This window comes from Clostridium sp. AF37-5 (genome assembly GCF_003477605.1).
In the GTDB taxonomy this organism is placed as follows: domain Bacteria; phylum Bacillota; class Clostridia; order Lachnospirales; family Lachnospiraceae; genus Eubacterium_F.
The window spans coordinates 174,011-199,042 of sequence record NZ_QUDR01000003.1; the positions used below are offsets into that span (position 1 = coordinate 174,011).

24 protein-coding genes are annotated in these 25,032 nt (G+C 40.1%); 2 read left to right on the plus strand and 22 right to left on the minus strand.

Annotated features, from left to right (window positions below):
- Window positions 1-4: 4 nt before the first annotated feature.
- Both mutS and DW019_RS03330 read right to left on the minus strand, forming a co-directional pair.
- Window positions 5-2,650 carry a DNA mismatch repair protein MutS gene (gene mutS / locus DW019_RS03325; protein ID WP_118442514.1) on the minus strand — a complete coding sequence of 882 codons (2,646 nt, stop codon included), beginning with the start codon at window positions 2,648-2,650 and terminating at the stop codon, window positions 5-7.
- A 32-nt stretch (window positions 2,651-2,682) separates the two neighbouring features.
- Window positions 2,683-3,447, minus strand: a complete 765-nt coding sequence (locus DW019_RS03330) for an SH3 domain-containing protein (protein ID WP_182431032.1) — start codon at window positions 3,445-3,447, stop codon at window positions 2,683-2,685.
- 181 nt (window positions 3,448-3,628) lie between these two features.
- Here DW019_RS03330 and lexA point away from each other — a divergent pair, with 181 nt between their 5' ends.
- A complete protein-coding gene (lexA, locus tag DW019_RS03335) occupies window positions 3,629-4,243 on the plus strand; it encodes a transcriptional repressor LexA (protein ID WP_117478567.1) in 615 nt (204 codons plus the stop codon).
- 130 nt (window positions 4,244-4,373) lie between these two features.
- Here the strand turns inward: lexA and rsfS are convergent, their stop codons facing one another.
- The 12 genes from rsfS to DW019_RS03395 all read right to left on the minus strand — a co-directional run bounded on the left by rsfS (window position 4,374) and on the right by DW019_RS03395 (window position 16,943).
- Window positions 4,374-4,727 (minus strand): ribosome silencing factor, encoded by a 354-nt coding sequence (gene rsfS, locus DW019_RS03340; RefSeq protein ID WP_117478566.1) that lies wholly within the window; start codon window positions 4,725-4,727, stop codon window positions 4,374-4,376.
- A gap of 19 nt (window positions 4,728-4,746) precedes the next feature.
- Window positions 4,747-5,943 (minus strand): nicotinate-nucleotide adenylyltransferase, encoded by a 1,197-nt coding sequence (gene nadD, locus DW019_RS03345; protein ID WP_117478565.1) that lies wholly within the window; start codon window positions 5,941-5,943, stop codon window positions 4,747-4,749.
- 8 nt (window positions 5,944-5,951) lie between these two features.
- Entirely contained in the window at window positions 5,952-6,260 is a 309-nt protein-coding gene (gene yhbY, locus DW019_RS03350) for a ribosome assembly RNA-binding protein YhbY (protein WP_022376793.1), read from the minus strand.
- A gap of 148 nt (window positions 6,261-6,408) precedes the next feature.
- The gene (obgE, locus tag DW019_RS03355; protein WP_117478564.1) at window positions 6,409-7,701 is read right to left on the minus strand and encodes a GTPase ObgE; all 1,293 of its coding nucleotides are present in this window, start codon (window positions 7,699-7,701) and stop codon (window positions 6,409-6,411) included.
- A gap of 69 nt (window positions 7,702-7,770) precedes the next feature.
- Entirely contained in the window at window positions 7,771-8,058 is a 288-nt protein-coding gene (gene rpmA, locus DW019_RS03360; RefSeq protein WP_022376791.1) for a 50S ribosomal protein L27, read from the minus strand.
- A 12-nt stretch (window positions 8,059-8,070) separates the two neighbouring features.
- On the minus strand, window positions 8,071-8,391 hold the full coding sequence (locus tag DW019_RS03365) for a ribosomal-processing cysteine protease Prp (protein WP_022376790.1): 321 nt from the start codon (window positions 8,389-8,391) through the stop codon (window positions 8,071-8,073).
- A gap of 16 nt (window positions 8,392-8,407) precedes the next feature.
- Window positions 8,408-8,716: a 50S ribosomal protein L21 gene (gene rplU / locus DW019_RS03370; protein ID WP_022376789.1), complete on the minus strand. Its 309-nt coding sequence runs from the start codon at window positions 8,714-8,716 to the stop codon at window positions 8,408-8,410.
- A 167-nt stretch (window positions 8,717-8,883) separates the two neighbouring features.
- A complete protein-coding gene (locus DW019_RS15260; RefSeq protein ID WP_207663917.1) occupies window positions 8,884-12,192 on the minus strand; it encodes a hypothetical protein in 3,309 nt (1,102 codons plus the stop codon).
- A gap of 22 nt (window positions 12,193-12,214) precedes the next feature.
- Entirely contained in the window at window positions 12,215-13,111 is an 897-nt protein-coding gene (locus tag DW019_RS03380) for a glycosyltransferase family 8 protein (RefSeq protein ID WP_118442516.1), read from the minus strand.
- Window positions 13,112-13,158: 47 nt separating this feature from the next.
- Window positions 13,159-14,334: a ribonuclease E/G gene (locus DW019_RS03385; protein ID WP_118442517.1), complete on the minus strand. Its 1,176-nt coding sequence runs from the start codon at window positions 14,332-14,334 to the stop codon at window positions 13,159-13,161.
- Window positions 14,335-14,337: 3 nt separating this feature from the next.
- A complete protein-coding gene (locus DW019_RS03390; protein ID WP_118442518.1) occupies window positions 14,338-15,060 on the minus strand; it encodes a TIGR03936 family radical SAM-associated protein in 723 nt (240 codons plus the stop codon).
- Entirely contained in the window at window positions 15,057-16,943 is a 1,887-nt protein-coding gene (locus DW019_RS03395; RefSeq protein WP_118442519.1) for a TIGR03960 family B12-binding radical SAM protein, read from the minus strand. Before DW019_RS03395 ends, DW019_RS03390 begins: the two co-directional genes overlap by 4 nt.
- A 135-nt stretch (window positions 16,944-17,078) precedes the next feature.
- Here DW019_RS03395 and DW019_RS03400 point away from each other — a divergent pair, with 135 nt between their 5' ends.
- The gene (locus tag DW019_RS03400; RefSeq protein ID WP_022376783.1) at window positions 17,079-17,954 is read left to right on the plus strand and encodes a hypothetical protein; all 876 of its coding nucleotides are present in this window, start codon (window positions 17,079-17,081) and stop codon (window positions 17,952-17,954) included.
- An 88-nt stretch (window positions 17,955-18,042) separates the two neighbouring features.
- On the opposite strand, the gene DW019_RS03405 is transcribed toward DW019_RS03400, so the two are convergent.
- The 8 genes from DW019_RS03405 to DW019_RS03440 all read right to left on the minus strand — a co-directional run bounded on the left by DW019_RS03405 (window position 18,043) and on the right by DW019_RS03440 (window position 25,031).
- On the minus strand, window positions 18,043-19,683 hold the full coding sequence (locus DW019_RS03405) for a polysaccharide biosynthesis protein (protein ID WP_118442520.1): 1,641 nt from the start codon (window positions 19,681-19,683) through the stop codon (window positions 18,043-18,045).
- Window positions 19,684-19,699: 16 nt separating this feature from the next.
- The gene (locus tag DW019_RS03410) at window positions 19,700-20,806 is read right to left on the minus strand and encodes a DUF3048 domain-containing protein (RefSeq protein WP_118442521.1); all 1,107 of its coding nucleotides are present in this window, start codon (window positions 20,804-20,806) and stop codon (window positions 19,700-19,702) included.
- 24 nt (window positions 20,807-20,830) lie between these two features.
- The gene (gene ybeY, locus DW019_RS03415) at window positions 20,831-21,328 is read right to left on the minus strand and encodes an rRNA maturation RNase YbeY (protein WP_118442522.1); all 498 of its coding nucleotides are present in this window, start codon (window positions 21,326-21,328) and stop codon (window positions 20,831-20,833) included.
- The gene (locus DW019_RS03420; RefSeq protein ID WP_118442523.1) at window positions 21,325-22,341 is read right to left on the minus strand and encodes a PhoH family protein; all 1,017 of its coding nucleotides are present in this window, start codon (window positions 22,339-22,341) and stop codon (window positions 21,325-21,327) included. Before DW019_RS03420 ends, ybeY begins: the two co-directional genes overlap by 4 nt.
- Window positions 22,328-23,572, minus strand: coding sequence for a sporulation protein YqfD (locus DW019_RS03425; protein ID WP_118442524.1), 1,245 nt, complete (start codon window positions 23,570-23,572; stop codon window positions 22,328-22,330). The genes DW019_RS03420 and DW019_RS03425 overlap by 14 nt, the downstream gene beginning before the upstream one ends.
- A 6-nt stretch (window positions 23,573-23,578) precedes the next feature.
- On the minus strand, window positions 23,579-23,836 hold the full coding sequence (locus DW019_RS03430; protein WP_118442525.1) for a YabP/YqfC family sporulation protein: 258 nt from the start codon (window positions 23,834-23,836) through the stop codon (window positions 23,579-23,581).
- A 115-nt stretch (window positions 23,837-23,951) separates the two neighbouring features.
- Entirely contained in the window at window positions 23,952-24,128 is a 177-nt protein-coding gene (gene rpsU / locus DW019_RS03435; RefSeq protein WP_022376776.1) for a 30S ribosomal protein S21, read from the minus strand.
- Between the two features lie 102 nt (window positions 24,129-24,230).
- Window positions 24,231-25,031 carry a polysaccharide deacetylase family protein gene (locus tag DW019_RS03440; RefSeq protein ID WP_118442526.1) on the minus strand — a complete coding sequence of 267 codons (801 nt, stop codon included), beginning with the start codon at window positions 25,029-25,031 and terminating at the stop codon, window positions 24,231-24,233.
- Window position 25,032: the final 1 nt, after the last annotated feature.

Below are 25,032 nucleotides of genomic sequence, written 5' to 3' on the forward strand. Positions count from 1 at the left end.
CTTTTTACCACTGTTCTTTTAATTTATTCTGCCACTTGTAAACTAAATTCATCGCATCCATCGGTGTCACATTGGATAAATTAATATCACGCAGTTCAAACAAAATGGCATCCGTCTGATTTGTCGTCTCCATCGTATCAAAAATGGAAAGCTGCGTCATGGCTTCCGTGCCGCCTTTTAAATCTTTCTCACTTAAATCCGTAAGTTTTGATAGATTACTATTGGCATCTTTGGCCTCCAACAAATCCGCAATTTCCCTTGCACGGACTAAAACTTCATCCGGAACACCGGCAAGTCTGGCAACCTGAATACCATAACTGCGGTCAGCACCGCCCTTTACAATTTTGCGAAGGAATACGATATCCTCTCCATCCTCTTTTACGGCAATACAGTAATTCTGGACGCCTTCTAATTTGCCCTCCAATTCCGTCAATTCGTGGTAATGTGTGGCAAATAATGTTTTTGCTCCAATTTTTTTCTTATTTACTATGTGTTCAACAACCGACCATGCAATACTTAGTCCGTCAAAGGTACTAGTTCCGCGGCCGATTTCGTCTAAAATAATCAAACTGTCTTTTGTTGCGTTATGTAAAATATTGGCAACTTCGGTCATTTCCACCATAAAGGTACTCTGCCCGCTCGCCAAGTCATCCGATGCCCCGACACGCGTAAATATGCGGTCAACTAATGACAAATCTGCTTCTCTTGCCGGAACAAAACAGCCAATCTGCGCCATTAAAGAAATCAATGCTGTCTGACGCATATAAGTAGATTTACCCGCCATATTTGGGCCGGTAATAATCACAACACGGTGTGTATCATCATCTAAGTAGGTATCGTTAGCAATAAACATATCCTTTGTCATCATCTGCTCAATCACCGGATGTCTGCCTTCTTTAATCGTAATGGAGCCATTGTGATTAATGGTTGGCCGTACATACTGATTATGCTCTGCTACATACGCAAGAGATGCTAACATATCCAAAAAGGCAATCACCGATGCCGTATCCTGAATCCGCTTCATCTGCCCAAATATTTTATCCCGCAGTTCGCAAAACACCGCATATTCCAGATTATAAAGCCGGTCCTCCGCCCCCAGAATCACATCTTCCATTTCTTTCAGTTCATTAGTCGTGTAACGCTCCGCATTTGTCAATGTCTGTTTTCGAATCCAGTTTTCCGGCACCTGGTCAAGAAAAGATTTTGTGACCTCAAAATAATACCCGAAAACTTTATTATATTTAATTCTAAGATTCTTAATTCCTGTATGTTCTTTTTCTTTTGCCTCTAAATTTGCCAGCCAGTCTTTGCCTTCGGTTTTTGCCTGTCTGAGCTTATCAATTTCTTCATGATAACCGTTTTTAAAGATACCGCCCTCTCTTACCGAAATCGGTGGTTCTTCCTCAATTGCCGAATGAATCCATCCGTAAATATCTTCCAGTGCATCCATCTTATCATATAAGTCTTTAAAAAGCGGCGCTTTAAAATTGCCAAGAAGCATACGAATCGCCGGAAGCATTTCCAAAGAAGATTCCAGTGCTATCATATCTCTTGGATTTACAGTACGGTAACTGATTTTGCTCAAAAGACGCTCTAAGTCATATACCGGATTCAGATATTCACGAATTTCCTCTCTGGTAATAACATTCGCATTTAATTCCTCAATCGCATCATAACGCGCAAGAATCTCTTCTTCCTCAATCAAAGGCTGTTCAATGGAAGCACGCAATTTTCTGGCACCCATCGCTGTTTTTGTCTTATCAAGCACCCAGAGAAGCGAACCTCTTTTCTGCTTTTCACGCAGTGTCTCTACCAGTTCCAGATTCCGTCTGGTATTTCTGTCTAAAAGCATATACTTGCCAACATGATACGGCTGCAAATGTGAAATGTGCTCTAGGGCACACTTTTGCGTTTCAATCAAATACATCATGACGGCTCCTGCCGCAATCATGCCAATCGAGTATTCCTCTACTCCCATGCCGTCTAAACTGCTTACATGAAAATGACGGCACAGAGCCTCCCAGCAGCTTTCTTTTTCAAAGTAGCGCGGTTCGAGTGCAGAAATGGTAATTCCAAGCCGTTCACTCAAATCGGTCAAGTCAACACCGGATATGTAAAAGGAATCATTGCAGATAATCTCGGCCGGCATATATTTATTTACTTCATCCAAAAGTTTACTTACCGACTCTACTTCGGTAAGCATATATTCTCCTGTTGTGACATCTACAATCGAAATGCCAAAACTATGGTCAACTGAAACAATTCCCATTAAATAATTATTTCTCGTTTCATCTAAAGAACCGGTAAAACAATTGGTACCCGGTGTAACAATACGTGTTACTTCTCTTTTTACCAATCCTTTTGCCAGTTTCGGGTCTTCTACCTGTTCACAAATCGCTACTTTATAGCCCCGCTCTACCAAACGGTTAATATATGTCTCCGCAGAATGAAACGGGACACCACACATGGGTGCCCGCTCTTTAAGACCACAACTCTTTCCGGTCAGGGTTAATTCAAGTTCTTTGTGTGCACATATGGCATCATCAAAAAACATTTCATAGAAGTCCCCTAACCGGTAAAAGAGAATACAGTCTTTATATTCATTTTTCGTTTCCATGTACTGCTGCATCATTGGCGTTAACTGTTCCATGGTCTTTGTTACCTCTTTCGCAATATTCCAATCTATTCTGTTGTATTAGCAGTCGGCTCTGGAGTCGGTACCTGAGTTGGTGCTTCTGTCGGTGCCTGAGTTGGCGCTTCTGTTGGTGCCTGAGTCGGTGCTTTTGTAACAACAGCACCTGGCGTTTTCGTTGCTTTCGGCATCTTCGTAGCCTTTGGCGATTTGGACGCTTTTGGTGTCTTCGTAGCCTTTGGTACTTTTGTAGCCTTTGGTGTAGCCGTTGTACGAACCGGTGTCTGAGTCGGTCTTGGAGTAACTGTCTCAATCGGTTTTGGTTTATCAACAGAGAGATACATCGCATTGATATAACCTTTCTGTCCATTATACTCAACTTCCATCCATTCTTTCTTCTGCAAACCAGAGAAAGTCAGTTTTGTCGATGCCGGAACTTTTGCCACAACACTTGCCGTCAAAGACGGTTCGGAACGCATATTAACAGTCGATGTCGTATAACCTTCCGTTGCCTTTGCCAGTTCCTCATCCACCTGCGTATCGGCATCATCTTCACGAATCATCGTATTTTCATCCGGTGTCTGTGTTGGCTCCGGACTTTCTCTTACCGTAACAGCACTGTCCGATACAGCAGAAGCATTAGCCTCTTCATCTGTAACCGTATTATGATTAAAGAAAGCAACCGAAATATAATAGCCAATTCCAATCACTAACGCAAGTGTAAGTACCACGCTAATACCAAACATACTTGTCTCAAATACTTTATGTTCTGAACTCAGCATTCTGCTAAAAAAGCCTTTTTTCTCGTTTTTCATTCCCATTTACACTCCTTATCTTGAATATCTTTGTTTATTATAACCATTCTGTCGTCATTTGTCTATGATAAATTCCATTTTTCGCAAAAAAACGAACATTCGTTTGACACACATAATAAATTATGATATATTTAAAAAGCAAACAATTGTTTGTATTTTACTAATTTTTTAGGAGGTTTCTATGGGAAATGGCAGAATATCAGCAAAGCAGGCTGAAATATTAGAATACATAAAAGCACAAATTTTAGAAAAAGGATATCCACCGGCAGTACGGGAAATTTGTTCAGCTGTTCATTTAAAGTCAACATCTTCGGTACACTCTCATTTGGAGACATTAGAAAAGAATGGTTATATCCGCCGTGACCCGACGAAACCACGTGCAATTGAAATTATAGATGATGATTTTAATTTATCCAGGCGCGAAATCCGCAACATTCCATTGTTAGGACATGTTGCCGCCGGTGCCCCATTATTTGCGGAGCAGAATATCGAAAATTATTTTCCAATGCTTGCAGACCAGCTCCCTGCCGGTAACTTATTTATGCTTGATGTCCGCGGTGAAAGTATGATAAATGTCGGTATTTATGACGGTGACAAAATCATTGTGCAGCAGACTCCTACTGCCAGAGACGGCGATATTGTAGTTGCATTAATTGATGATTCCGCCACGGTAAAAACTTACTACAAAGAAAGCGGACGTTACCGTCTCCAGCCGGAAAATGATTCTATGGAGCCAATTTATGTAAACGAAGTAATCATATTAGGAAAAGTAATCGGCTTATACCGCTTCTTCTAAACTTATATCACAAAAACAGAGCATATAAAATCTTTTTATTGCTCTCTCGAACAAAATGCAATAAAAAAATTCCATGTGTAAGAGGCTTATAACGCGAAGCGTTATCTTATCTCTTACGCATGGAATTTTTTTATAATTCTTCTCTCGAAATCTTCTTTCCATCTTTCCAGATTCGCTCTAAATCATAAAACAAGCGGTCTTCTTTGGAAAAAACATGAACAATTACATCGCCATAATCCATCAAAACCCAGGAAGAATTTTTATTCCCCTCAATTCTCTTGCTTTTATAGCCGGCTTCTATCATTTTTTCCTCGACTAAATCCGTCATGGCATTTAACTGATTCTGATTTCTTCCATTTGCAATTACCAGATAATCTGCAATTATCGAAATTTCATCGACTTTAAGTATCTCAATGTCCTCTCCCAGTTTTTCATCCAAGGCATCATAAACAATCTGTACCATTTTTTTCGACTGATTTTCCATCTAACGTTTCCTCCTGATTCTATTTTATTGTGAAATAATAATGAAACGCTTCCAGTGACATTTCATCAATCGGCATCTGATTCTCTTCTAAATACGTTAATGTGTTTTTTAAAATCATACCTGTTGCCTGATTCAAATCAAAAAAGGCTGTCCTTCGAATTCTTTCAAGCGGATATGGTTTGCAGTCCATATCACGGTTTGGCTCAATATAATCCGCAATGTAAATTATTTTCTCTAATGTCGTCATCTGCGACTTGCCGGTTGTATGACAGGCAATGGCAGAACAAATTTCATCATCTTCTATGCCATATCGAAGCACCGCTAATTTAGCACCTAATTTCCCATGAATTACAGCAGGGGTACTTTTTTCGGACTCAGACAATGGAATTTCCAGTTTCTCACATAAGGCAAATATCTCTTCATTCGTCAGATATTTCGCACAGTCATGCAAAAGACCGGCTAATTTTGCTCTTTGCAGTGAAACATCATCATGCATCATGGCAAGATTTGCCGCCATATTGGCAACTCCTAACGTATGAACAAATCGTTTCGGCCGAAGCGATGCCGCTAAGCAGTCCATCTGTTCTTTTTCGTTTTTAGGTATTTCAAAACTAGAGTCACCATATAACCGGTGCATCTGAATATAACGTACCACAGGCTCCGGACAATATCCAATAATTGACTTTCCCTTTTTAATACGTTTTCGGATTTCATGTGAAGAAATTGACATGGCAGGTATTTTCAGTGGACGAAAATCTCCATCTAACCGTTCACTTAACTGCTTGCAGTACTCTTTCGTCTGCTCATAGGAAACCTCATCCCGTGAGGCAGCCAATATCGTACACAATTTCACAATTTTTTCCGGATGATACCACTGTTCAAACTGCGCTAAAGAGTCGCCACCCATAATAAAATAAAAGTGCGCATCTTCTCTTTCTTTCTTTAATTCTACAAGTGTGTCATACGTGTATGTTTTCCCTTCTCTTTTATATTCAACATTTGAATATTTAAAATACGGGGTTTTGTCAATCGCAAACTGAACCATACGTTTTCTATGTTCTTTTTCTGCAATTTCATCCTGATTTTTGTGCGGTGGTTTCGCTGATGGCATAAACCATATTTCATCCAATTTATACTGTTCATACGCAGCCTGAGCCATCATCAAATGAGCATTATGAATCGGATTAAATGTTCCGCCCATGATTCCGATTTTCATTCTTTTACCTACTCCTTTGTATTTTTTGCCTTTGGCAGTTCAATTTTTTTCTTTGTTTTAGATTCACGATATAATACAATTTTTCTTCCGATTACCTGTACTACATCCGAATGAGTCCGTTCTGCTAACAGTGCTGCAACATCACCGGGCATTGCCACACAGTTTTTTAATACATTAATTTTGATTAATTCTCTTGCCTCTAATGCCTGTTCTACCGATTCTGTAAGTTCCGGTGTGATGGTTGCCTTGCCAATCTGCATGATTGGTTCCATCTTCATTGCCAGGCTTTTTAAATAGGCTCTTTGTTTGCTTGTCATTTTTTCCTCCTTCTTGCTTCGCATTGCTACGCGCAGCGCGCCTCGCTTCATCTCGGTCGCGCTACGCGCGACATACATCTGCGCGAATACACTTATTTGCAAGCGAGCTTGCATAAGTGTATTCATGCAGATGTGCGTTGCTTTGTAGTTATCGCATAAATTCAAATTGCCAGCCGTACATTTTTACGGTGTCGCCTTCTTCGATTCCAAGTTTTTCTAATTCGTCAAGGATTCCGTTTGTTTTTAAGAATTTTTGGAAGAATTCAAATCCTTTTTCGGAATCCAGATTGGTATAACCAAGCATTCTTTCGATACGAGGACCTTCGACAATGTAAAGTCCTTCTTCTTCCTCGCTTTTTTCAACCGTATACGGTTCATTTGAGAAATCCGGTTCTTTTATCATGTATTCTTTTTCAAAAACAACCTGTTCTTCTTTGACATGGTCAAGCATGTCTTTGACATGATAAAGTAATGCCTGCACACCTTCTCCGCTGACAGCAGATATCGGAAATACTGAAATTCCTTCCGGTTCAAATTCATCCTTGATTGCCTGCAATACTTTTTCACGGTCTTCACCATAAAAGCAATCGATTTTGTTGGCAGCAATGACCTGCGGGCGCTTAGCAATTTTCGGATTATAAGCTTTTAATTCCTCGTTAATGGCATGAATGTCTTCAATTGGGTCTCTGCCCTCTGTGGATGCTGCATCCACCATATGAATGAGCACGCGGGTACGTTCAATATGACGTAAAAATTCATGTCCTAATCCAACACCTTCTGAAGCTCCTTCAATCAATCCCGGAATATCAGCGATAACAAATCCATCGGCACCATCTAAATCAACCACACCAAGATTTGGATTCAAAGTTGTAAAATGATAATTTGCAATCTTTGGCTGTGCGTTCGTCACTCTTGATAAAAGGGTAGACTTTCCGACATTTGGGAATCCAACCAAACCAACATCAGCAATAACTTTTAATTCAAGGATAACTTCAAGTTCAATACCGGGTTTGCCCGGCTGGGCATACTTAGGCACCTGCATCGTAGGTGTTGCAAAATGCTGGTTTCCCTTTCCGCCGTTTCCACCTTTTAGTACCACTTCTCTATTATTTTCGTAAGACATATCGGTAATTACCTGTCCTGTCTGTGCCTCACGTACAATTGTACCTGCCGGCACCTTTACGATTTTATCTTCTCCATCAGCTCCGTGACAGCGTCTTTTGCCGCCCGGCTCTCCGTCTCCTGCAAAATATTTCCTCACATGACGGAATTCGTTTAACGTATTAATGCCCGGGTCAACTTCAAATATCAAATCACCGCCGCGGCCACCATCGCCACCATCCGGTCCACCGTTAGCAACGTATTTTTCACGGCGGAAACTAACATGACCGTCACCGCCTTTTCCGGAGCGGATTGTTATCTTCGCTCGATCTGCAAACATACTTTTTTCCTTTCTATGAACGAATAAGGGGCTGCACATAAGGCAGCCCCCTGACAAATCATTTCGATTTTATTTGCTTTCCACTGGATATACGGAAGCCTGTTTTTTATCTCTTCCTTTTCTCTCGAAACGAAGAACACCGTCTACCAAAGCATACAATGTATCGTCTCCACCTTTACCAACATTAACACCCGGATGAATCTTGGTGCCACGCTGTCTGTAAAGAATATTTCCAGCCAAAACAAACTGTCCGTCAGCTCTTTTAGCGCCTAAGCGTTTAGATTCGGAATCTCTACCGTTCTTTGTAGAACCCATTCCTTTTTTATGAGCAAACAACTGAAGGTTCATTTTCAACATGGTCTTTTCCTCCTAACGATTAATAATTTGAACATACTTCTTTCCATATTCTTCGGCAATATGTTCGATTCCCAATAGCATGGACTGTAACAATAACTGTGTTTTCTCCGAAATTTCTCCTGTCAAATCAAAAGAAATCATTCCTCTTTCCTCATCCATACCCTCCGAGAAGGAATCCTCCGTAAATTCTTCAATTGAATTTACACAGTTAATGGCGAGAACAGAAATCGAAGCACAAACAATATCACTGCCCCGGTCCGCGTATCCGGCATGCCCTTCCATATGAAAACCCGTTATGTTCCCATTCTGCTTTTTTACAATTACCTGAATCATAGATTCACCTGAAAGATTAAGCGTTAATCTTTTCGATTTTTACCTGAGTAAATGGCTGTCTATGACCATTCTTTTTGTGGTATCCGGTTTTTCTCTTATAACGATAAACAATAACCTTTTTACTTTTGCCTTCTGCTACTACAGTTGCTTTGACAGAAGCTCCGTCAACAGTTGGAGTACCAACTTTGACATCTTTGTCACCAACTAAAAGTACCTGGTCAAAAGTAACTTCGGAACCAGCTTCCAAACCAAGTTTTTCAACTTTGATTACGTCGCCTTCTTCTACTTTATACTGCTTACCACCGGTTGCTATAATTGCGTACATATAGCACCTCCTAATAAAATTACTCGCCAACTATGGTGCCTGTCTCATGAAAAATGGACAGAACTATAACCTCGTTGTGCGGCATACGCTTAACAGTATAGCATGACCAATCACACTATGTCAAGTATTTTTCATGAACATTTGACGCAAACGAAACCAGCCCAAATTTATTTTTTGATCTTGACTTTCTTGTTCAGTCCTCTGGCACGAAGTACCTTTTTATATGCTTTATATTTACTCTTTGGCACTTTAATAACTGTCTTTTTTCGGATGCTCTTAAATGTTTTTTTAGCAACCGTTTTCTTTGTCAGTTTCTTTGTTTTGATTTCAAGCAGAGTCAGTTTTTTGCAGTTACTAAAGGCTTTTTCTCCAATGGAAGTAACATCGTACTCAACACCCTGAACGGTAATGCTCTCAGGAATGGTGACTTTTTTCTTCTTTTTGTTTGTATAGCCTGTAAATTCAACCGTAGAGCCCTTTGCCTTTGATTTCGTTACTCTGTATTTATTTCCTTTTACTTTCAGTATTGCACCGACCTTTTTCGGTACTGCTTTTTCCCTTTCAGCAGGCTTCTTCGTCGCCTGAGAATCCGAGGTCTTGGTCGGTTTTGCAGTTGGCGTTGCAGCTGGTTTGTCGGTTGGTTTTGCAGTTGGCGTTACAGCTGGTTTGTCGGTTGGTTTTGCAGTTGGCGTTACAACCGGCTTTTCTGCCGGTGCTTCTTTGATGGTATAAACCACTTCTACCTTAGCAGTGCCTACCGATACAGTGGCTTTGATGGTACCGGGACTGGTAAGGTCCTCTGTCCGAGTTCCCTCACGTGTATAAAAGATTTCATAAGGCACTTCTATTTTGCCCCATTCTTCACTTAACTCGATACCAATGTCAACTGCATGGGCTGTTTTATCATATACAGTATCCTTGCCACTGACTGTCATCCTCACTGAATGAGCAGAATCCTTCTTACAAATACCTGTGATTACATTTCCTTGTGCAGTATATATTGTGTCATGAGCGGTCGGTGATTCCGGAAGTTTTTCATTGGAATAACTCTTCACACATTCCTGATAACCGGTATATACTGTTCCGTGTGAAGAATCCGCCACCGGAGCTTTGTCATTTTCACCGTCATTGTCGATGTTCTGGTACCAATACTGGCTTCCGTCACTCACTCCATGGTTCAGAAGGCTGCACACTTCTCCAGAGGCAAACTGCTGTGCCGTCTTAGCATTTTTATCTTCTGCTTTTTCTGAAAGATAATATGTATTTTCAATATGGCTTCCGGTAAATGATTGGCTAAGCGGATAAGTATCGCCATCTCCATCAAACGTAATGTCCTTTACAAAACTATCCTTAATCGTGCCATAATTTCCGCCGGCTAATGCGCTGTGAACCCGAAGTTTAATAGTCATTTCATCGTCATACTCTGTCTTCTTCTTCGTTTTTATGACAGCATTCTCCACCGCACAATTTTCGATTGTTCCATAATTGTTGGAACAGAGAATACCAGAGCGAAAATCTGCCGAATAATTTCTAGATGGCACCGTTGCATTCCGGATACGCACATTTTTGATGGTACCATAATTATTTCCCATCAAAATATATGGATAATAGTTACTTTTCACATTGGTAATACTATGTCCATTTCCATCAAATATGCCATAAAATGAACTTGCGACACCATTGAGCAATCCAGAAACATCTTCTTCACTAAAATCAATATCAGCATCCAAAAGAACATTTAATGCATCATCCTTTAGAAGCAGCTTATGCAGCGAATCAAGATCGGCTTTTCCCCCTATTTTCACAAACCATTTTCCATCTTTTTTAACTGCCGGAAGACAGGATGTATAACTTGCACCTTGTTTTACCGTATCTCCCGGATAGGCGACAAAACTATCACCATTTCTGTCCTGTGCAAAATAGAACACTTCATTCGGCAGCACATCTCCTTCAAATTTTTCTCCATCCACAGTCACTCCTAATTCCACTTCGCGCAAAGTAATCATCATATCTTCTGTGATTTTGTCCGGAGTCCCTGCACTTCCGTAGTCATATTCGTAATATCTTTGTCCGTCAAAGTATCGATTTCCCAATTTGAATCCATCCGGCACCACGAACTCTTGTTGATTTGTCTCTCCTTCAACCTGAAGCGTAATCTTGTGAGTACTTACTGCCGGGTCATCCTTAATCATGTTTTCTATTGCATGTCCGCTATCCCCATCACTCTGGTAAGTATATGTATAAACGCTTCCATCTTCCAATGTAATTATGTTTTTCCCATATTCCATAAAGCACTTCAAGGTGCCGTCTTCTGCGGTCTGGAGATTCGTGACTGGCTGCCCGTTAATGGTTTTCACTTTGGTATTTTCTAAAAGTCCATCCACGGTAAAAAGACCGATTTTCCTGCCATACACATCTGACACGTCTGACATGCGATTCAGAGTAAAATATTGCTCATCATAGGAAATTACACTATTGCAAATTACCGTATTTGACCCTTCTGACTCTACAATGCCAATTTTAACACTTTGCTGGGTTGGAGATTTCTGTTTCGCCGTTATCTTCGCTCCGTCAATGTATACACTATTCCTGCCTTTAAGAAAATACGAAATCCATTCTTTCTCTGCATCATCAGTCAGTGACAGTTCTCCGCCCAAAATAGCGATATCCTTAGCATAAACACAACGACCATCACCGTAGGATAAATCTGCTTTTCCTCCAGTCATTGTAAATTTTTCCACCCCCTCAATTGCTCCATAGGCAACCAAATCTCCACCTTCCAATGTGACAGTTCCCTGACGACGATTTTCTCCCTCTTTCCTTCCGAATATAGAATAACCATAGTTTTCTTCTTCCTCTGAATCTTCTTTGCAGTTACCTAGCATCAAAGTAAGACGGCCGTTACCTTCTTTGAGCGTTATATCACCAGTTACCTGAATCACATAACTATAATCCTTATCCGGCGATGTAAGACAGGAATCCTCTTCCACATACAGATTTGCTGTTCCTTCGATGTCCAGTACCGGAAAAAGCTGGTTGGTATAGATATTACCACAACTATCCACACCCGAATCATACATCTGATTATTTTGAATCTGTGCTCCATCAAAAATAATATTTGCTTCCACTCCCTTTTCTACCTTGATGTGAGTGTCGACAAATGCACCATTGATCTCATTGGAGCCTTTGATGATGTAAGTTCCATTTTTTGCAATATTAATTTCGATGACGGTAGTAGTAAAATCCTCACCATACGCATCTACAAAGGTTTTTTCTTGTCTAAGAGCCGCATCTGCCAGATTAAAAGTCACTGCGTTTTCTGTAGGCAGGGAAAGCTTCTGCATTTCTTCCATAACTGCCCTTCCCTTGGCATACGCTTCTGCATAGGATACGGTCGGGATACTTGTAAGCACCGTAGCCGATAATGTTGCAATACAAATCCCTTTTTGTGCCTGTCTGTAAAATTTCTTTCTCATTTTTTCCTCCATTTCTCTCATTTTAAGTCTCATTTTTCATTATCTTATAATATTTTTCGTACTGCTCTCGCAATATCTCACCTGTTGTCCACGGCTTGCGTTTCCCGACATAATGAATAATCGCCGGATCATCCCTTTGAAGATCTGCATACAATGTTTGGCTGTGAATATTGCCGCTTTGCAAATGTCCTGCCACAAATGTGGTATAATTCCAGCGAAAATCCAATGGCAGCACCTTGCCATCAAACAGCATATTAAGGACATCTTGATCGCTAAACATATATTTGTGCCCCGTTAGCAATTCATAAACCTGCGACATCGTAATATGCTGCCTGGCTTTTTGCAGATTCAGAAGCAATACCCCTGAATTAAAATAATCCTCTGCATATTGCATCTTCAAACCGTCACTTCGATAATTATCCACATTATATGGCATACCATCTAAAAAAATGGCACGGCGCGTCTGTGACAAAACACGAAGATCTTCTGCCCGAACAGCCGCCACTTCCTTTTCACCAAGATGCGTATCGTAGAGTTTGCTTACATCCTCCAAAAAAATCATGTCGCAATCAAAATACAACATTTTTTCATAATTTGTGAACATCTCATCAAACAGATACAAGCGGTAATTGATAGCTGCTGTGTAATACGCATTTGCCGTTTCCGGAAAAAACTTTTTTCTTTCTCTCATATTAATAAAACGGATGCTGACTCCCGGCTCGTCTTTTCCCAGTGCATAGATTTGTTCTTGTGCCTCCCCGGGAATGTCATCTTGTAAAATAAGGATGTCATAATTTCGTGTCTTGTCCCGACTATACAAGAGAGAATACAACGATGTACAAAGTGGTTTTGCATACTTCTCATCGCTGACAAAGCATATATTAACTGAAGTTTCAAATGCTTTTTGAAGTTTTTTCATTTTTATCCCTTTCTTTGGTGTTAAATATTATAACAATATAAAGTTTATCATATAAAATAGTTAAAAAGCAAGTGATTACTAGACAAAGCCTCCCGCAAAGGTGGATTTTTTTTCATTCTCGTAATCTCAACAAGTCCAAGTTTTGTAATGTCCACAAGTACGGTTTTTACTTTATCTTCCGAAAGTTTCATACGGAGAAGCTGCATCAGTTCTTCCACATGTTCTTGTTCTTTCATATCAATAAAGTCAATCAATATAATCCCCGATAGATTTCGGAGACGAATCTGGCGCGCAGCCTCAATGGCAGCTTCACAGTTAATCTTGTAAAATGTCGTCTCTTTCGCTCTCTTGCCATCAATCGCTTTACCAGTATTTACATCAATGACCGTCAATGCCTCTGTTGGCTCAATCACAAGGTTGCCACCACTCTTTAACCAAACTTTTTTTTCGCAGGCTTTCTCTAATTTAGTTGAAATGCCGAGTAATTTATCCAGTGAATAACTATCATCCGAATATAATTCCACCTTATCCCCATAAATCGGATGCAGTTCTTCATAAACCGATTGTAAATCCGTGACAATCCTCTCAAAATTTGAAAGTTCCAAACTTCGGATATATTTTAAATAAAATGACGCCTCACGATACAAACAGCTAAATCTTGTTTTATACTCACTGTAATCCATTAACTCATGCATTTGTTTCAGAAGTCCGGTGCACTCTTTTCTGATTTCTTCTTCACTCGCTGCCTTAGCACTCGTGCGAAGAATCACACCATAGGGATCCTCACAAAAATCTTCTAAGATTTTATAAAGTTCTTTCTTTTTTTCTTCCTCTGTAATTTTTTTTGAAACACCTTTTGTTTTTGATTTTGTGGAAACAACTGCAAACCGCCCTGCAATTTCCGGGAAAATTGTCAGTACCGGCTGTTTTGTCTTAACTGCCGCCTGCTTAATCTGAACAACAAATTCATCTCCGGCTTTTACCGTTTTCCCCTGACATTCACTTAAAGGAAGGAATCCAACCTTATTTTTCTCAAATTCCACAAAAGCCGCATGAATGTTATCCACGACATTCTGCACTTTCCCAACAAAAATATCACCAACATTTCCGGAAGTATTTTCCTCGTTTTCTACTAAAACATCATATAATTTGTCGTTATGCACAGAAACCAGTATCGTTTTATCCTGCACTTTTGTAATTACAATCTGGCTGCGGTTTGTCATCGTCTATTCTCCCTTTTTCTTAAAAATCATCTGCATTCTGTGAATCTGATACGAATAAGGTTCTAATTCATTCTCACAAAATGCATAAAATGCCTGCATCACAAGTTCCGGCTTAATATTTGTCTCACTTCCGCTTGTCAGCCGCATAAACAGCGAGTTTCCCTCATAATCACAGTGAAGTGTTCCATAGTTTTCACCATTTTTTTTAGCAAAAGCATCCATTGAAAAATCCCAGGCAAGAATATGTGGTTTAATATCCACTTCTTTCACAGATTTTTTCGTCTTTTTCTCAATCACAATTTCTTGCTGCTCCATAAAAGAAAGCCATTTTTCCTGCCAATTTTCCGGAAAAACACCCGCTTCTTTTTCCACTACCATATAATCCGCAGCGATAAGAAGCGACATCGAATTTTTAAAACCATCCGGCATGATTTCAATGTCTGTAACAAATATTTCATCAGTCATAAATTGATTTAAGTAGGTCACAAGCTCCGGCAGTGAAAGATCCGGCAGTGAATAAAATTCTACATCAATATATTCTCCGTCACTTGTTACACCGACGCCAAGCGGCGAAGCAAAACTCATTAACTGGTGCGGACTGTACCCCTTTGAATACGCAACATCCAATTTTGCACGTCGAATCGCTTTCTGAAAAAAACGCATGCAGTCAAGGTGTCCGATAAACTTCATCGAGCCGCATTTTACAAAACGCATTCTTGTTTTCATTGTGCACTACCTCCACTTGCTTTTCTATCCATCATACAGATACCCGCATGGAACGAAGCAGCTCCGCATCCACTGCACTTCTGCTTACAGTTCGGCGTAACCTTTCCCTGCTTTGCATTTTCATATTCACGGCGTAAAAACTGTTTGCTGACACCAATATCAATAAAATCCCATGGAAAGATTTCGTCTTCGTTTCGTTCTCTGTAATTATAAAAATCACGGTCCACCGAAAGTTCATCAAGAAGTTCATTCCATACATCCGGGCGGAAATAATCCGTCCATGCGTCAAAAATGCACCCCTTTTTGTAAGCCTTTTCAATTACATCTGAAAGTTTCCTGTCACCTCTGGCAAAGATTCCTTCCAATTCAGAAGTCACAGCATCATGGCAGATATAACGGATAGAACGCTGATTTATCTGTTCTCTCACCTTACCGGTAAGGAACCGGCGTTTCTCATCAAAATACTCTGCCGTTCCCATCGGCGCCCACTGGAACGGAGTAAATGGCTTTGGTACAAAAAATGACGTACTTGCCGTAATCTCCGGTCTTCCCTGACGTTCTTCTTTTGGAAGTTCAAAATAGGTAGCAGCGATATCATTTGCCAATTCCGCAATTGCTGCAATATCCTCATCCGTTTCACCGGGAAGCCCTAACATGAAATATAGTTTAACACGTTTCCAGCCTCCCTGAAAAGCTTCCCATGCTCCTTTTAAAATCACATCCTTTGTAAGACCTTTATTAATCACATCACGCATGCGCTGAGATCCTGCCTCCGGCGCAAATGTCAGACTGCTTTTTCTGATATCCTGAACTTTACTCATAACATCCAAGGAAAACGCATCAATACGAAGCGATGGCAGCGCAATATTTAATTTTCTCTGACGACATTCTTCAATCAGATAATAAACCAAATCCGCCAGTTCATCATAATCACTTGAACTTAAAGAACTTAAAGTAATTTCCTCATACCCGGTATTGTCAAGCATCTCAATTGCCCGCTGTTTCAAAAAATCAAGTCTTCTCGGACGAATCGGACGATAAATCATCCCCGCCTGACAGAAACGGCATCCGCGGATACATCCACGCTGGATTTCCAGCACGACCCGGTCCTGCGTAGCTCGAATATACGGCACCAACGGTTTAGATGGATAATAAGTATCACTCAAATCCGTCACCACTTGTTTTTTTACACGGTTTGGTGCTTCCTTGCAGTTTGGCTCCATAGACGCAATCGTTCCGTCCTCGTGATACGTTACATCATATAAAAGAGGAACATACAGCCCTTCCACACCGGATGCCCGCTTCAAAAATGTCAACCGGTCCTCTCCTTTTTGTCTGGAATCCTTATAAACATCCAATAATTCGCGGTAAACAGTCTCTCCTTCTCCAATATAAAAAATGTCAAAAAATTCAGCAATGGGCTCCGGATTATATGTGCACGGACCACCTCCGATTACAATCGGATCGTCCCATGTTCTCTCACCGGCGTGCAGCGGAATGTGCGACAAATCCAAGACCTGCAAAATGTTGGTATAACACATTTCATACTGAATCGTAATACCAAGAAAATCAAACGCCCGAATCGGCTCCTGGCTCTCCAAAGCAAACAAGGGAATATTTTTCTCACGCAGTATCTTGTCCATGTCCGGCCACGGAGAATAAACCCTTTCACAATAGGTGTCATCCCAGCGGTTAAACATATCATATAAAATCTGTATTCCAAGATGTGACATTCCAATCTCATATACATCCGGAAAACACATACAAAAACGGACATCAACTTCTCTCGGATTTTTCTTTACCATATTAATTTCATTTCCAATATATCTGGCCGGTTTTTCAACCTGCATTAAAACTTCATCACGAAGCGCTAGTTTTCTCATGCTCTGTTGTCCTTTCTCATACATTCTGTTCGTCAATTATACACAACTTTATGATATACTGTCAAATATCTTGCCACTTGAATCAACTTATGCTATATTGAAACAAGTGAATTTATGCGAAGGAGGGACCAAATTATGTGGTGTCCAAAATGTAAAAACGAATATGTCGATGGAATTACCCTCTGCGCCGACTGTGGTGTGGAATTAGTCGATGAACTTCCGGAAGAAACGGATGAAGTAAAACCGGTTCGTTTATGTCATGTTGCCAATGAAGAAATTGGTGCAAAACTGGTTTTGTATTTGAATGTAGAAGGGGTACTTACCGCAGGAATTATGCCGGTTACCGAAGAAGATGAATTTGACGATGGATTTTACGTTGTCGTTGCCAAAGAAGAATACGATGAAAAAGCTGAAACATTTGAATCTTTTGACGGTGCATCAGAAATGACCGAAGAAACCGTTTCTTCCATGATGACGGATATTGACGACGAACTTGCCCAGATTCAGGACGAAGAAGCAAGTAAAATGCTTTCCGAACTCCGTACCGAATCCAGTTCCGTTTATGTCAAGAAAAAAGACAAATACACAGATTTAAAATTCAGCGGTATTTCCTTTATTGTATTTGGTCTTTTGGGACTCGGTCTTTTGGCACTGAATTTATTTGAATACATTAACTTATTTAATAAATTTTCATCCTTAATCATGGTCGTTGTCTTTGTCATTTTCTTCATTGTAGGAATTACTTCTCTTCTGCGTGCAAAGAAAATGAAATCCATGGTTTCCCAGGAAGAAAGAGCAAGTGATGATGTATTAGACTGGATTGAAGCAAACATCACTGATGAATACATCTCATCTTTAATTAATGAAGAAGAAACAGAAGAAAAAAACTACTTCACCGCCCACTCGGCAATGTGTAATAAAGTTAAAGAACAGTTTCCTCTCTTCAACGAAAACTATATTGATGAATTAATGGATGAACGTTACAACGAATACTGCGACTCCATCAACTAAACACTTCTCTATAAAAAAGGAAGTTTAATCGGTTCAAGACTATAATGCACCGCATTATCCCGTCTTGAACCAATTAAACTTCTCTTTTTTACTTCATTAGGTGCATTTTTCTAGCTAACAAATATAATCTTCTTCCCATCGGGAAATCAAACAATTCTTCTTTAGTCAGACCTTTCAGCAGAAGAAACGCCGTAAAGTATACCACTACCGCCACACAGACCGCAAGCATTGTACGAATCAAATTTGAGCCAATCACAAAGCCCACAAGGCCGTAAACACTTACCGCAGCAAGCGCCATCCAAAATCCCGCTGCCAAAGGAGCAAAGAACGTCTTAATAACTTCCTGCCGGTACGAAGGCACATAGCGTTTGATTGCACGAAGATTCAGAATAAACACAAGAATCGGGAATGTGATATTACCAATCAAAAGTGCATAAACGCCAATGTTGGTACAAGCTAGCAAAAATGATACAATTCCTATATGAATCACCAGCGAAATTGCTGAGTGGATTACCGGAATCCGCATTTTATCAATACTCTGCAAGGCACCGCCGGTCACATTGGAAAGTGCATAAAAGATAATAGCAGTTGCACCAACTGTCATCATATGCCCGCCAAGGACATAGTTTGAGGATGAAAACAGCATGCGCACAACCGGCTGTCCAAGAACCGTAAGTCCCAGTGCACACGGAATTGCTATAATCATGTTAAATTTAATACCGGAAGCAACATTATAGTTCCACTGTTCATCGTCTCCCTCCGTGTATGCTGCCACCGCACTTGGTATCATGGAAGAAGCAATGGCTGTTGAAATCGCAATTGGTACACTGCACAATAAGCGGTATTTGGAACTGTACACACCGACAAAGCTTTTAATGGAAACAGCATCCAAACCTCTTTTCGCCGAAATAAAACCAAACAGTTTATAATCAATTAATCCACTAATATTATAAACTGTCTGCGAAAGAACAATCGGAAGAATCGTAAGAATCAAAATCTTAAACAACGATTGGTAAGATTCCAGATTTCCGGTCACATCTTTCTTTTCTAACTTTGCCTGAACCGGACGGTATAACCAGTATACAAACATAACAAGCAAAAGAGCCGATGCCGCACCAAGACATGTACCAAGGGTACCACCCGCTGCTCCCCATGCAGCCTGCTGCAAACTATCAGCATTCCACTTCATAAACAAATAGCTTGCCGCCACACTGACAATGGCATTGACCACCTGCTCAATAATCTGTGAAACCGCTGTCGGTATCATGGTTCTTTTTCCCTGGAAGAAACCACGAAACACACCTAATAAGGCCACAATAAAAATTGTAGGTGCAAGTACACGCAAAGGAATCTGAACACCACTGTATTCCGGATAAATCGTATGTTCAATCACACCTGCCCCAAAAAACAAGATCAAAGCAAATGCGCCGCCGGAGATTATGGCAAAACGCAGGGCAACTTTCAAAATTCTTCCTGTATTTTTATGTTCTCTGTTTGCCTGTCTGGCAGAAATCATTTTTGACAAAGCAAGTGGCAGGCTATAAGAAGAAATAATCAAAATCAAATCATAAATCTCAAAAGCAACTGCATAGATTCCATTTCCCTCTTCGCCAAGGATATTAGACATCGGGATTCGGTAAACCATACCGATAATTCGTACGATAAGCGATGCCATCGCCAAAATACCGCCCTGCTTTAAATAATCCGCATTTTTCTTTTTCGTACTCAATGCTCTATTCGTCCTTTCACTTAATCAAATTCTGTCGATTTTTAGGGTACACGGCAATGTAAGTTTTGCCCGGGTTAATCGTCAGCACATTACCGGACTCATCATAGTACGCCATTTCATTCGTTGTTTCCACACGTTTCCACGTAATAGAAATCCGTTTGCCATCACTGTAATAATACCCTTTTCCGGAAGTATTGCCAAGTTTCATCGTCTGGTATCCATTGTGGTCAATATTTGACTCACTCACCAGTTGTATAATTACATTTTTAAATGCAAGCTGTTTTTTGTAATACGTGTCCATATGTTTTTGCCCGTATTCATATTTTTTATAGGTTTTACTCTTAGCACTGTATTTCATCTTACATGTGGAGTAATTCGAAAACGGAATCGTAACCGACTTAGCTGTTTTTCCATTTGCAGGTTCCGTATCCTCATTCGCAAAATTAAAATGTTTTGCCATTGCCTCGGAGTTCCTTGTCAATGAATATCCAAGCTTTTTTGCACCTTTTTTCATTTTCTTTCCATTTGTAAACACATTGTGAGGGGCGCGGATGGATAAATCTCTGGCATACACAACACCACCAATTGCTGACAAACCACTCAAATTGTTTGTTCCCAACTTTTTAATTTTTGACACTGCATATTTGGTATGTCCAAAATGACAAAAAATCGCATCCCATTCTTTGGCAAACTGCACATAGTAGTGTCTTGCACTTCGCACTGAACCAATCTTTTTCACCTTGCTGACATCCTCATAGACCGCCATCATGCGGGTAATTCCACCTTCTGCCAGTGCCTCATAAATAATATCTGCTTTCGATGTTCCTTTTTGATTTCGAAACGCATACTCAATATTGTTTATCATAATCGCATAGGGACGCTTCTTTGCCACAGACGGCCTAATATATTTACCGGTAAGCTCACTTTTAACCATACCTTCATATGGATTTTTCGTTGCCTGCGGCTCATTTTCCTGTTGCTTTGTCTGAACTTGCTTGTCCGTCTGCGGATTATTTTTCTGCAAAGACTTTCTTCCACAAGCCAGATACAATCCTGCGGCAATCAGTGATAACACCGCAATCCCACATAAAGCTAAAACAATTTTTTTCTGTTTCTGATTCATATTACCCTCACTTTCGCAGTCTCATTATCTCAAAATTTGTAACTTTTTCATGATTTCACGCTGCTTTTCTTCCATTTCTGCCCTTTCATCCTCTTCCATATGGTCATAGCCAAACAAATGAAGAAGACTGTGTACAACTAAGAATGAAAACTCTCGCAGTAACGAGTGTCCATATTCTTCTGCCTGTTCGCATACAACCTCCGAACACAAAACAATATCTCCTAACATCATTTCTTCTGATTCTGGGGAAACAGTAAGTGTCTTGCAGAACTTCTCCCCCGAAAAATCCGCCGGGGCATCATATTCCATCATCGGAAAACTAAGCACATCCGTTGGCCTGTCAACATTCCGGTGTGTTCGGTTGAGTTCATGAATTTCTTCCTTTGTAACAAGAGTAACACTAATTTCCGGCTCATAGGGGCACTTCACAAAATCCGTAACAAATGCTGCCAGTTTCTTAATTTGCTCTTCCGGCTCAAAAGGAAAAGTAACTTCTCCCATATCTTCTAAATAAATTGTCATCGTTTTCCTGCTTTCTTTGTCTGTGTGCTTGCTTTTTTACGCGACTCTTTGTAGTTTTCACGTGCCTCATACTTTTCATAGGCATGTACAATTTTCTGTACTAACGGATGACGCACCACATCTTTATTGGTCAGATAGGAAAAACCGATATCCTCTACCTGTTCCAATACTTTCGATGCCTGTTCCAGACCGGATTGTGTCTGAAAAGGTAAATCTTTCTGCGACAAATCGCCGGTTATCACAACTTTTGAACCAAATCCAATACGCGTCAAAAACATTTTCATCTGTGCCGGCGTTGTGTTCTGCGCCTCATCAAGAATAATAAACGCATTATCTAACGTTCTTCCTCGCATATAAGCAAGTGGCGCCACTTCAATCAGGCCTTTTTCAGAGTTCTTAATAAAACTGTCCGCTCCCATAATCTGGTAAAGTGCATCATATAAGGGTCTTAAATACGGGTCAATTTTACTCTGTAAATCACCCGGCAGAAAGCCGAGATTTTCTCCCGCTTCAATCGCCGGTCTTGTCAAAATAATTTTACTGACTTCATCATTTTTAAATGCCTGAATTGCCATAGCCATCGCCAAATAGGTCTTTCCGGTTCCCGCCGGTCCGATTCCAAACACCATCATTTTTTCTCGTATCTGGTTTACATATTTCTGCTGGCCTCTGGTTTTTGGCTTAATCGGTTTTCCCTGAATGGTGTAGCCAATCAATTCTTTGTCAATCTCTGCTAATGACACATCCGAATGTTCCTTCGATAGTGCTAGAACATAATCTACATTCTGCTCCGTAATCGTATTCCCACGCTCCGAAAGTGTAAGAAGCTCCGAAAATACATTTTTTGCCTGTTCAACTGCCGATTTACTTCCTACCAGTTTAACCGCACCATCGCGCAGAATTACGCTTACCCGAAGCGTTCGTTCAATCTTCTTTACATGGCAGTCAAGACCGCCAAACAAATTCCTTTCATGCTCCAAAGGAATCTCTAAGATTACTTCATGAGTCTCCATCCTGCTTTTCCTCTGCTTTCTTATCAATCTTAAGTTCGCTCTCTGCGATATATTGTTTCCTTGTTTTTTTGCAAAGGAAACGAATCTGTCCACTGATTAACCAGTCCTTTTCATTTTGTTTGGTTATTTTCGCTTCCTTTGAAAGAATCTCCAATCCATCCTGTCTGCACTGCCGCAATAATTTCTGATACAGCCGCTTTCCCTCTTTAAAAATTTCTTTGCGGTTTCTCTTTCGAATCACAAACGTATACTCTCGAAACTCCTTTTTTCGTTTCGTAAAAGTAAAAGGAATCGGTAAATCCTCCCATTTGGGCAATATCGTTGTTATTATATCATATTTCTTAGCGTTATTAAACCGTTTAATTGGATTTTTTATCACGAAAGTCTTGTGATTGATTTCATACTCAGTCTGGTAGATTTTTTTCCCTGTATATTCCTTTTCGCAGACCTTCACCGGGATTTCTTTAGAAAATTTGCTGTCGCAGACAAGTAAAACCTCTCCTTTTGCTACCACTCCCATCTTATCCACAACCGTCTCATCATCTCCGGTAACCGGAACAATCCCGGAAATCAAAATTTGCCCCTTTTTCACCTTTTGTCCCGGCTTAACACATGCCACACCGCGGTTTACAACAATTTTTTTAACAATTCCGCTTTTTTCTGCTACTAGGTGACAGAACCGACCTGCGCGTTCCCGTCCTACTTCCGGATTCGCTTCTTTTATAGAAATCACAAGAAGACTTCCTTTTTCTTCTGCAGACACCCAGCTGATATCCGGATGCTTTTGACGAATACTTTTTTCAATTGTATCACAGTGCAGGCTGCGCCGTTTCATTCCGCGGTATACCTGTAGAGAATTTACGGTTTTTAATAGTGTTTCTTTCGTATAAGTAACCTGTCCCTGAAACTGAATTTGCCAGACAAAGGTAGACAAAAAATGCAAAAGGAAGAAAAAGAGCAGAAAGCCCGAAAAAAAAGTCCAGTTTTTCTTCATTCTCCTGATATAAAAAGGAAAACCCTTCTTTTTTTTAATCTGCGGATGTAATTTCGTTTTATAGACAATGGGTTTCATCTTTTTAAAATCTTTCACACAAACACAAAATTCTACTGCTTGTTCTCTTTTTACTCCCCATAATAAAATGCCGTGATGACGGCACATATTCATAAAACGCTCGAAACTTCCTTTATGCGATTGGCAGACAACATAGCCCTGTAACCACTTCAGTCCAATTCCCCCTTATGTGCCAATGTACTCAACACAGCAGATTTCACCATATATTTTACAATCTTCTTTGGTAAACCGGTCTATTCTAAGACACGTACCGCGGACAATCAATTTGTTGTGTCTTCCCTGTAACTTAATCTGCTCGGATGTATAATCAATAATGGACTGGTAGTTCTCAACCAATGCCATTTCTTTTCCATACAAATTCACAACCGTTGTATTTCCTAAAATATCCGGTGCCAAATGAAGTTTTTCTGAAAGATTTCCCATAAAACACAGCCCTTTTCTTTTATTCTATGCCATTCCCGCGGCTGCGGTTCCAATGCATAAGAAAAAGTCTGTCTCCATAATAGTTTATGAAAACAGACTTTCTCATATGTGCTTCTTATTTGTATTTTCTTTTACGAGCTGCTTCAGACTTTTTCTTACGTCTTACGCTTGGTTTTTCATAATGCTCTCTCTTGCGAATCTCCTGCTGAATACCAGCTTTTGCACAGTTTCTCTTGAAACGGCGCAATGCGCTATCCAATGATTCGTTTTCTTTAACTGTTACACTAGACATTGTATCACACCTTACCTCCCTCCAGTTGTAGATTGTGCTTCAATACAACTGATCGGGTATTTTTTCGCACTACCTAAGATTATACCATAAAATTCCCATACGTCAACTGTTTTTTGCAAATTCGTCTAAAGTTCCAAAGCGAAATCCCTTTTTCTTAAGGAAAGTAAGAACTTCCCCCAAAGCCTGTGTATTTGACTTTGAGCACGCATGAATCAGTGGAATCATTCCATTATGATAATAAGTTTTAAATTTACGAATCACAAAATTCTTTCCCGGCTGGTTGGCCGTGTCGTAATCATAATAAGCCAAACTCCAAAAAATTGTCGAATATCCCATCGATTTAGCCACCTTAATACTCCTCATGCTAAAGTTTCCCTCCGGAGGACGGATAAAAGGATCCATTTTAAAACCAGTCTTCTTTTTCATTGCTTTTTCGCAGTCTTTGATTTCTCTCTGAATACGTTTTACACTTAGTTTTGCCATTCTCGGATGGTGTGTGGTATGATTTCCTACGAGATGTCCCTCTTTTTTCATCTTCTTTACCAGTCCCGGATTTGACATAATATAATCTTTTGTCACAAAAAAGATTGCTTTTGCATGGTGTTTTTTCAGTGTTTTCAAAATTTTCTTCGTATATCCGGCTTCATAGCCGCAATCAAAACTCAGATACACAACCTTATTCTTTTTTGAACATTTTCCTGTATAATAGGCATGATCTTTTTTACATTTCCATCCTGCCGGTCCGGTTCCGTTTGGTTTTTTATGGTTTAAATTCTGTCCTAATCCCCAGTTATACGACCGCGTGGAATAAGAAGACAGTGGCCGCTTTGCCTGACTATCCATTTCACCACCGGTTATACACAAAAGCACTGCCAAAAACAAAGTAAAAATTCTTTTTCTCATT

Excerpts from the sequence above, each read along its gene's own strand:
- mutS (WP_118442514.1), bottom strand. The coding sequence starts at position 2,650 with ATGGAACAGTTAACGCCAATGATGCAGCAGTACATGGAAACGAAAAAT.
- DW019_RS03330 (WP_182431032.1), bottom strand. The coding sequence starts at position 3,447 with ATGAAAAACGAGAAAAAAGGCTTTTTTAGCAGAATGCTGAGTTCAGAA.
- lexA (WP_117478567.1), top strand. The coding sequence starts at position 3,629 with ATGGGAAATGGCAGAATATCAGCAAAGCAGGCTGAAATATTAGAATAC.
- rsfS (WP_117478566.1), bottom strand. The coding sequence starts at position 4,727 with ATGGAAAATCAGTCGAAAAAAATGGTACAGATTGTTTATGATGCCTTG.
- nadD (WP_117478565.1), bottom strand. The coding sequence starts at position 5,943 with ATGAAAATCGGAATCATGGGCGGAACATTTAATCCGATTCATAATGCT.
- yhbY (WP_022376793.1), bottom strand. The coding sequence starts at position 6,260 with ATGACAAGCAAACAAAGAGCCTATTTAAAAAGCCTGGCAATGAAGATG.
- obgE (WP_117478564.1), bottom strand. The coding sequence starts at position 7,701 with ATGTTTGCAGATCGAGCGAAGATAACAATCCGCTCCGGAAAAGGCGGT.
- rpmA (WP_022376791.1), bottom strand. The coding sequence starts at position 8,058 with ATGTTGAAAATGAACCTTCAGTTGTTTGCTCATAAAAAAGGAATGGGT.
- DW019_RS03365 (WP_022376790.1), bottom strand. The coding sequence starts at position 8,391 with ATGATTCAGGTAATTGTAAAAAAGCAGAATGGGAACATAACGGGTTTT.
- rplU (WP_022376789.1), bottom strand. The coding sequence starts at position 8,716 with ATGTACGCAATTATAGCAACCGGTGGTAAGCAGTATAAAGTAGAAGAA.
- DW019_RS15260 (WP_207663917.1), bottom strand. The coding sequence starts at position 12,192 with ATGAGAAAGAAATTTTACAGACAGGCACAAAAAGGGATTTGTATTGCA.
- DW019_RS03380 (WP_118442516.1), bottom strand. The coding sequence starts at position 13,111 with ATGAAAAAACTTCAAAAAGCATTTGAAACTTCAGTTAATATATGCTTT.
- DW019_RS03385 (WP_118442517.1), bottom strand. The coding sequence starts at position 14,334 with ATGACAAACCGCAGCCAGATTGTAATTACAAAAGTGCAGGATAAAACG.
- DW019_RS03390 (WP_118442518.1), bottom strand. The coding sequence starts at position 15,060 with ATGAAAACAAGAATGCGTTTTGTAAAATGCGGCTCGATGAAGTTTATC.
- DW019_RS03395 (WP_118442519.1), bottom strand. The coding sequence starts at position 16,943 with ATGAGAAAACTAGCGCTTCGTGATGAAGTTTTAATGCAGGTTGAAAAA.
- DW019_RS03400 (WP_022376783.1), top strand. The coding sequence starts at position 17,079 with ATGTGGTGTCCAAAATGTAAAAACGAATATGTCGATGGAATTACCCTC.
- DW019_RS03410 (WP_118442521.1), bottom strand. The coding sequence starts at position 20,806 with ATGAATCAGAAACAGAAAAAAATTGTTTTAGCTTTATGTGGGATTGCG.
- ybeY (WP_118442522.1), bottom strand. The coding sequence starts at position 21,328 with ATGACAATTTATTTAGAAGATATGGGAGAAGTTACTTTTCCTTTTGAG.
- DW019_RS03420 (WP_118442523.1), bottom strand. The coding sequence starts at position 22,341 with ATGGAGACTCATGAAGTAATCTTAGAGATTCCTTTGGAGCATGAAAGG.
- DW019_RS03430 (WP_118442525.1), bottom strand. The coding sequence starts at position 23,836 with ATGGGAAATCTTTCAGAAAAACTTCATTTGGCACCGGATATTTTAGGA.
- rpsU (WP_022376776.1), bottom strand. The coding sequence starts at position 24,128 with ATGTCTAGTGTAACAGTTAAAGAAAACGAATCATTGGATAGCGCATTG.
- DW019_RS03440 (WP_118442526.1), bottom strand. The coding sequence starts at position 25,031 with ATGAGAAAAAGAATTTTTACTTTGTTTTTGGCAGTGCTTTTGTGTATA.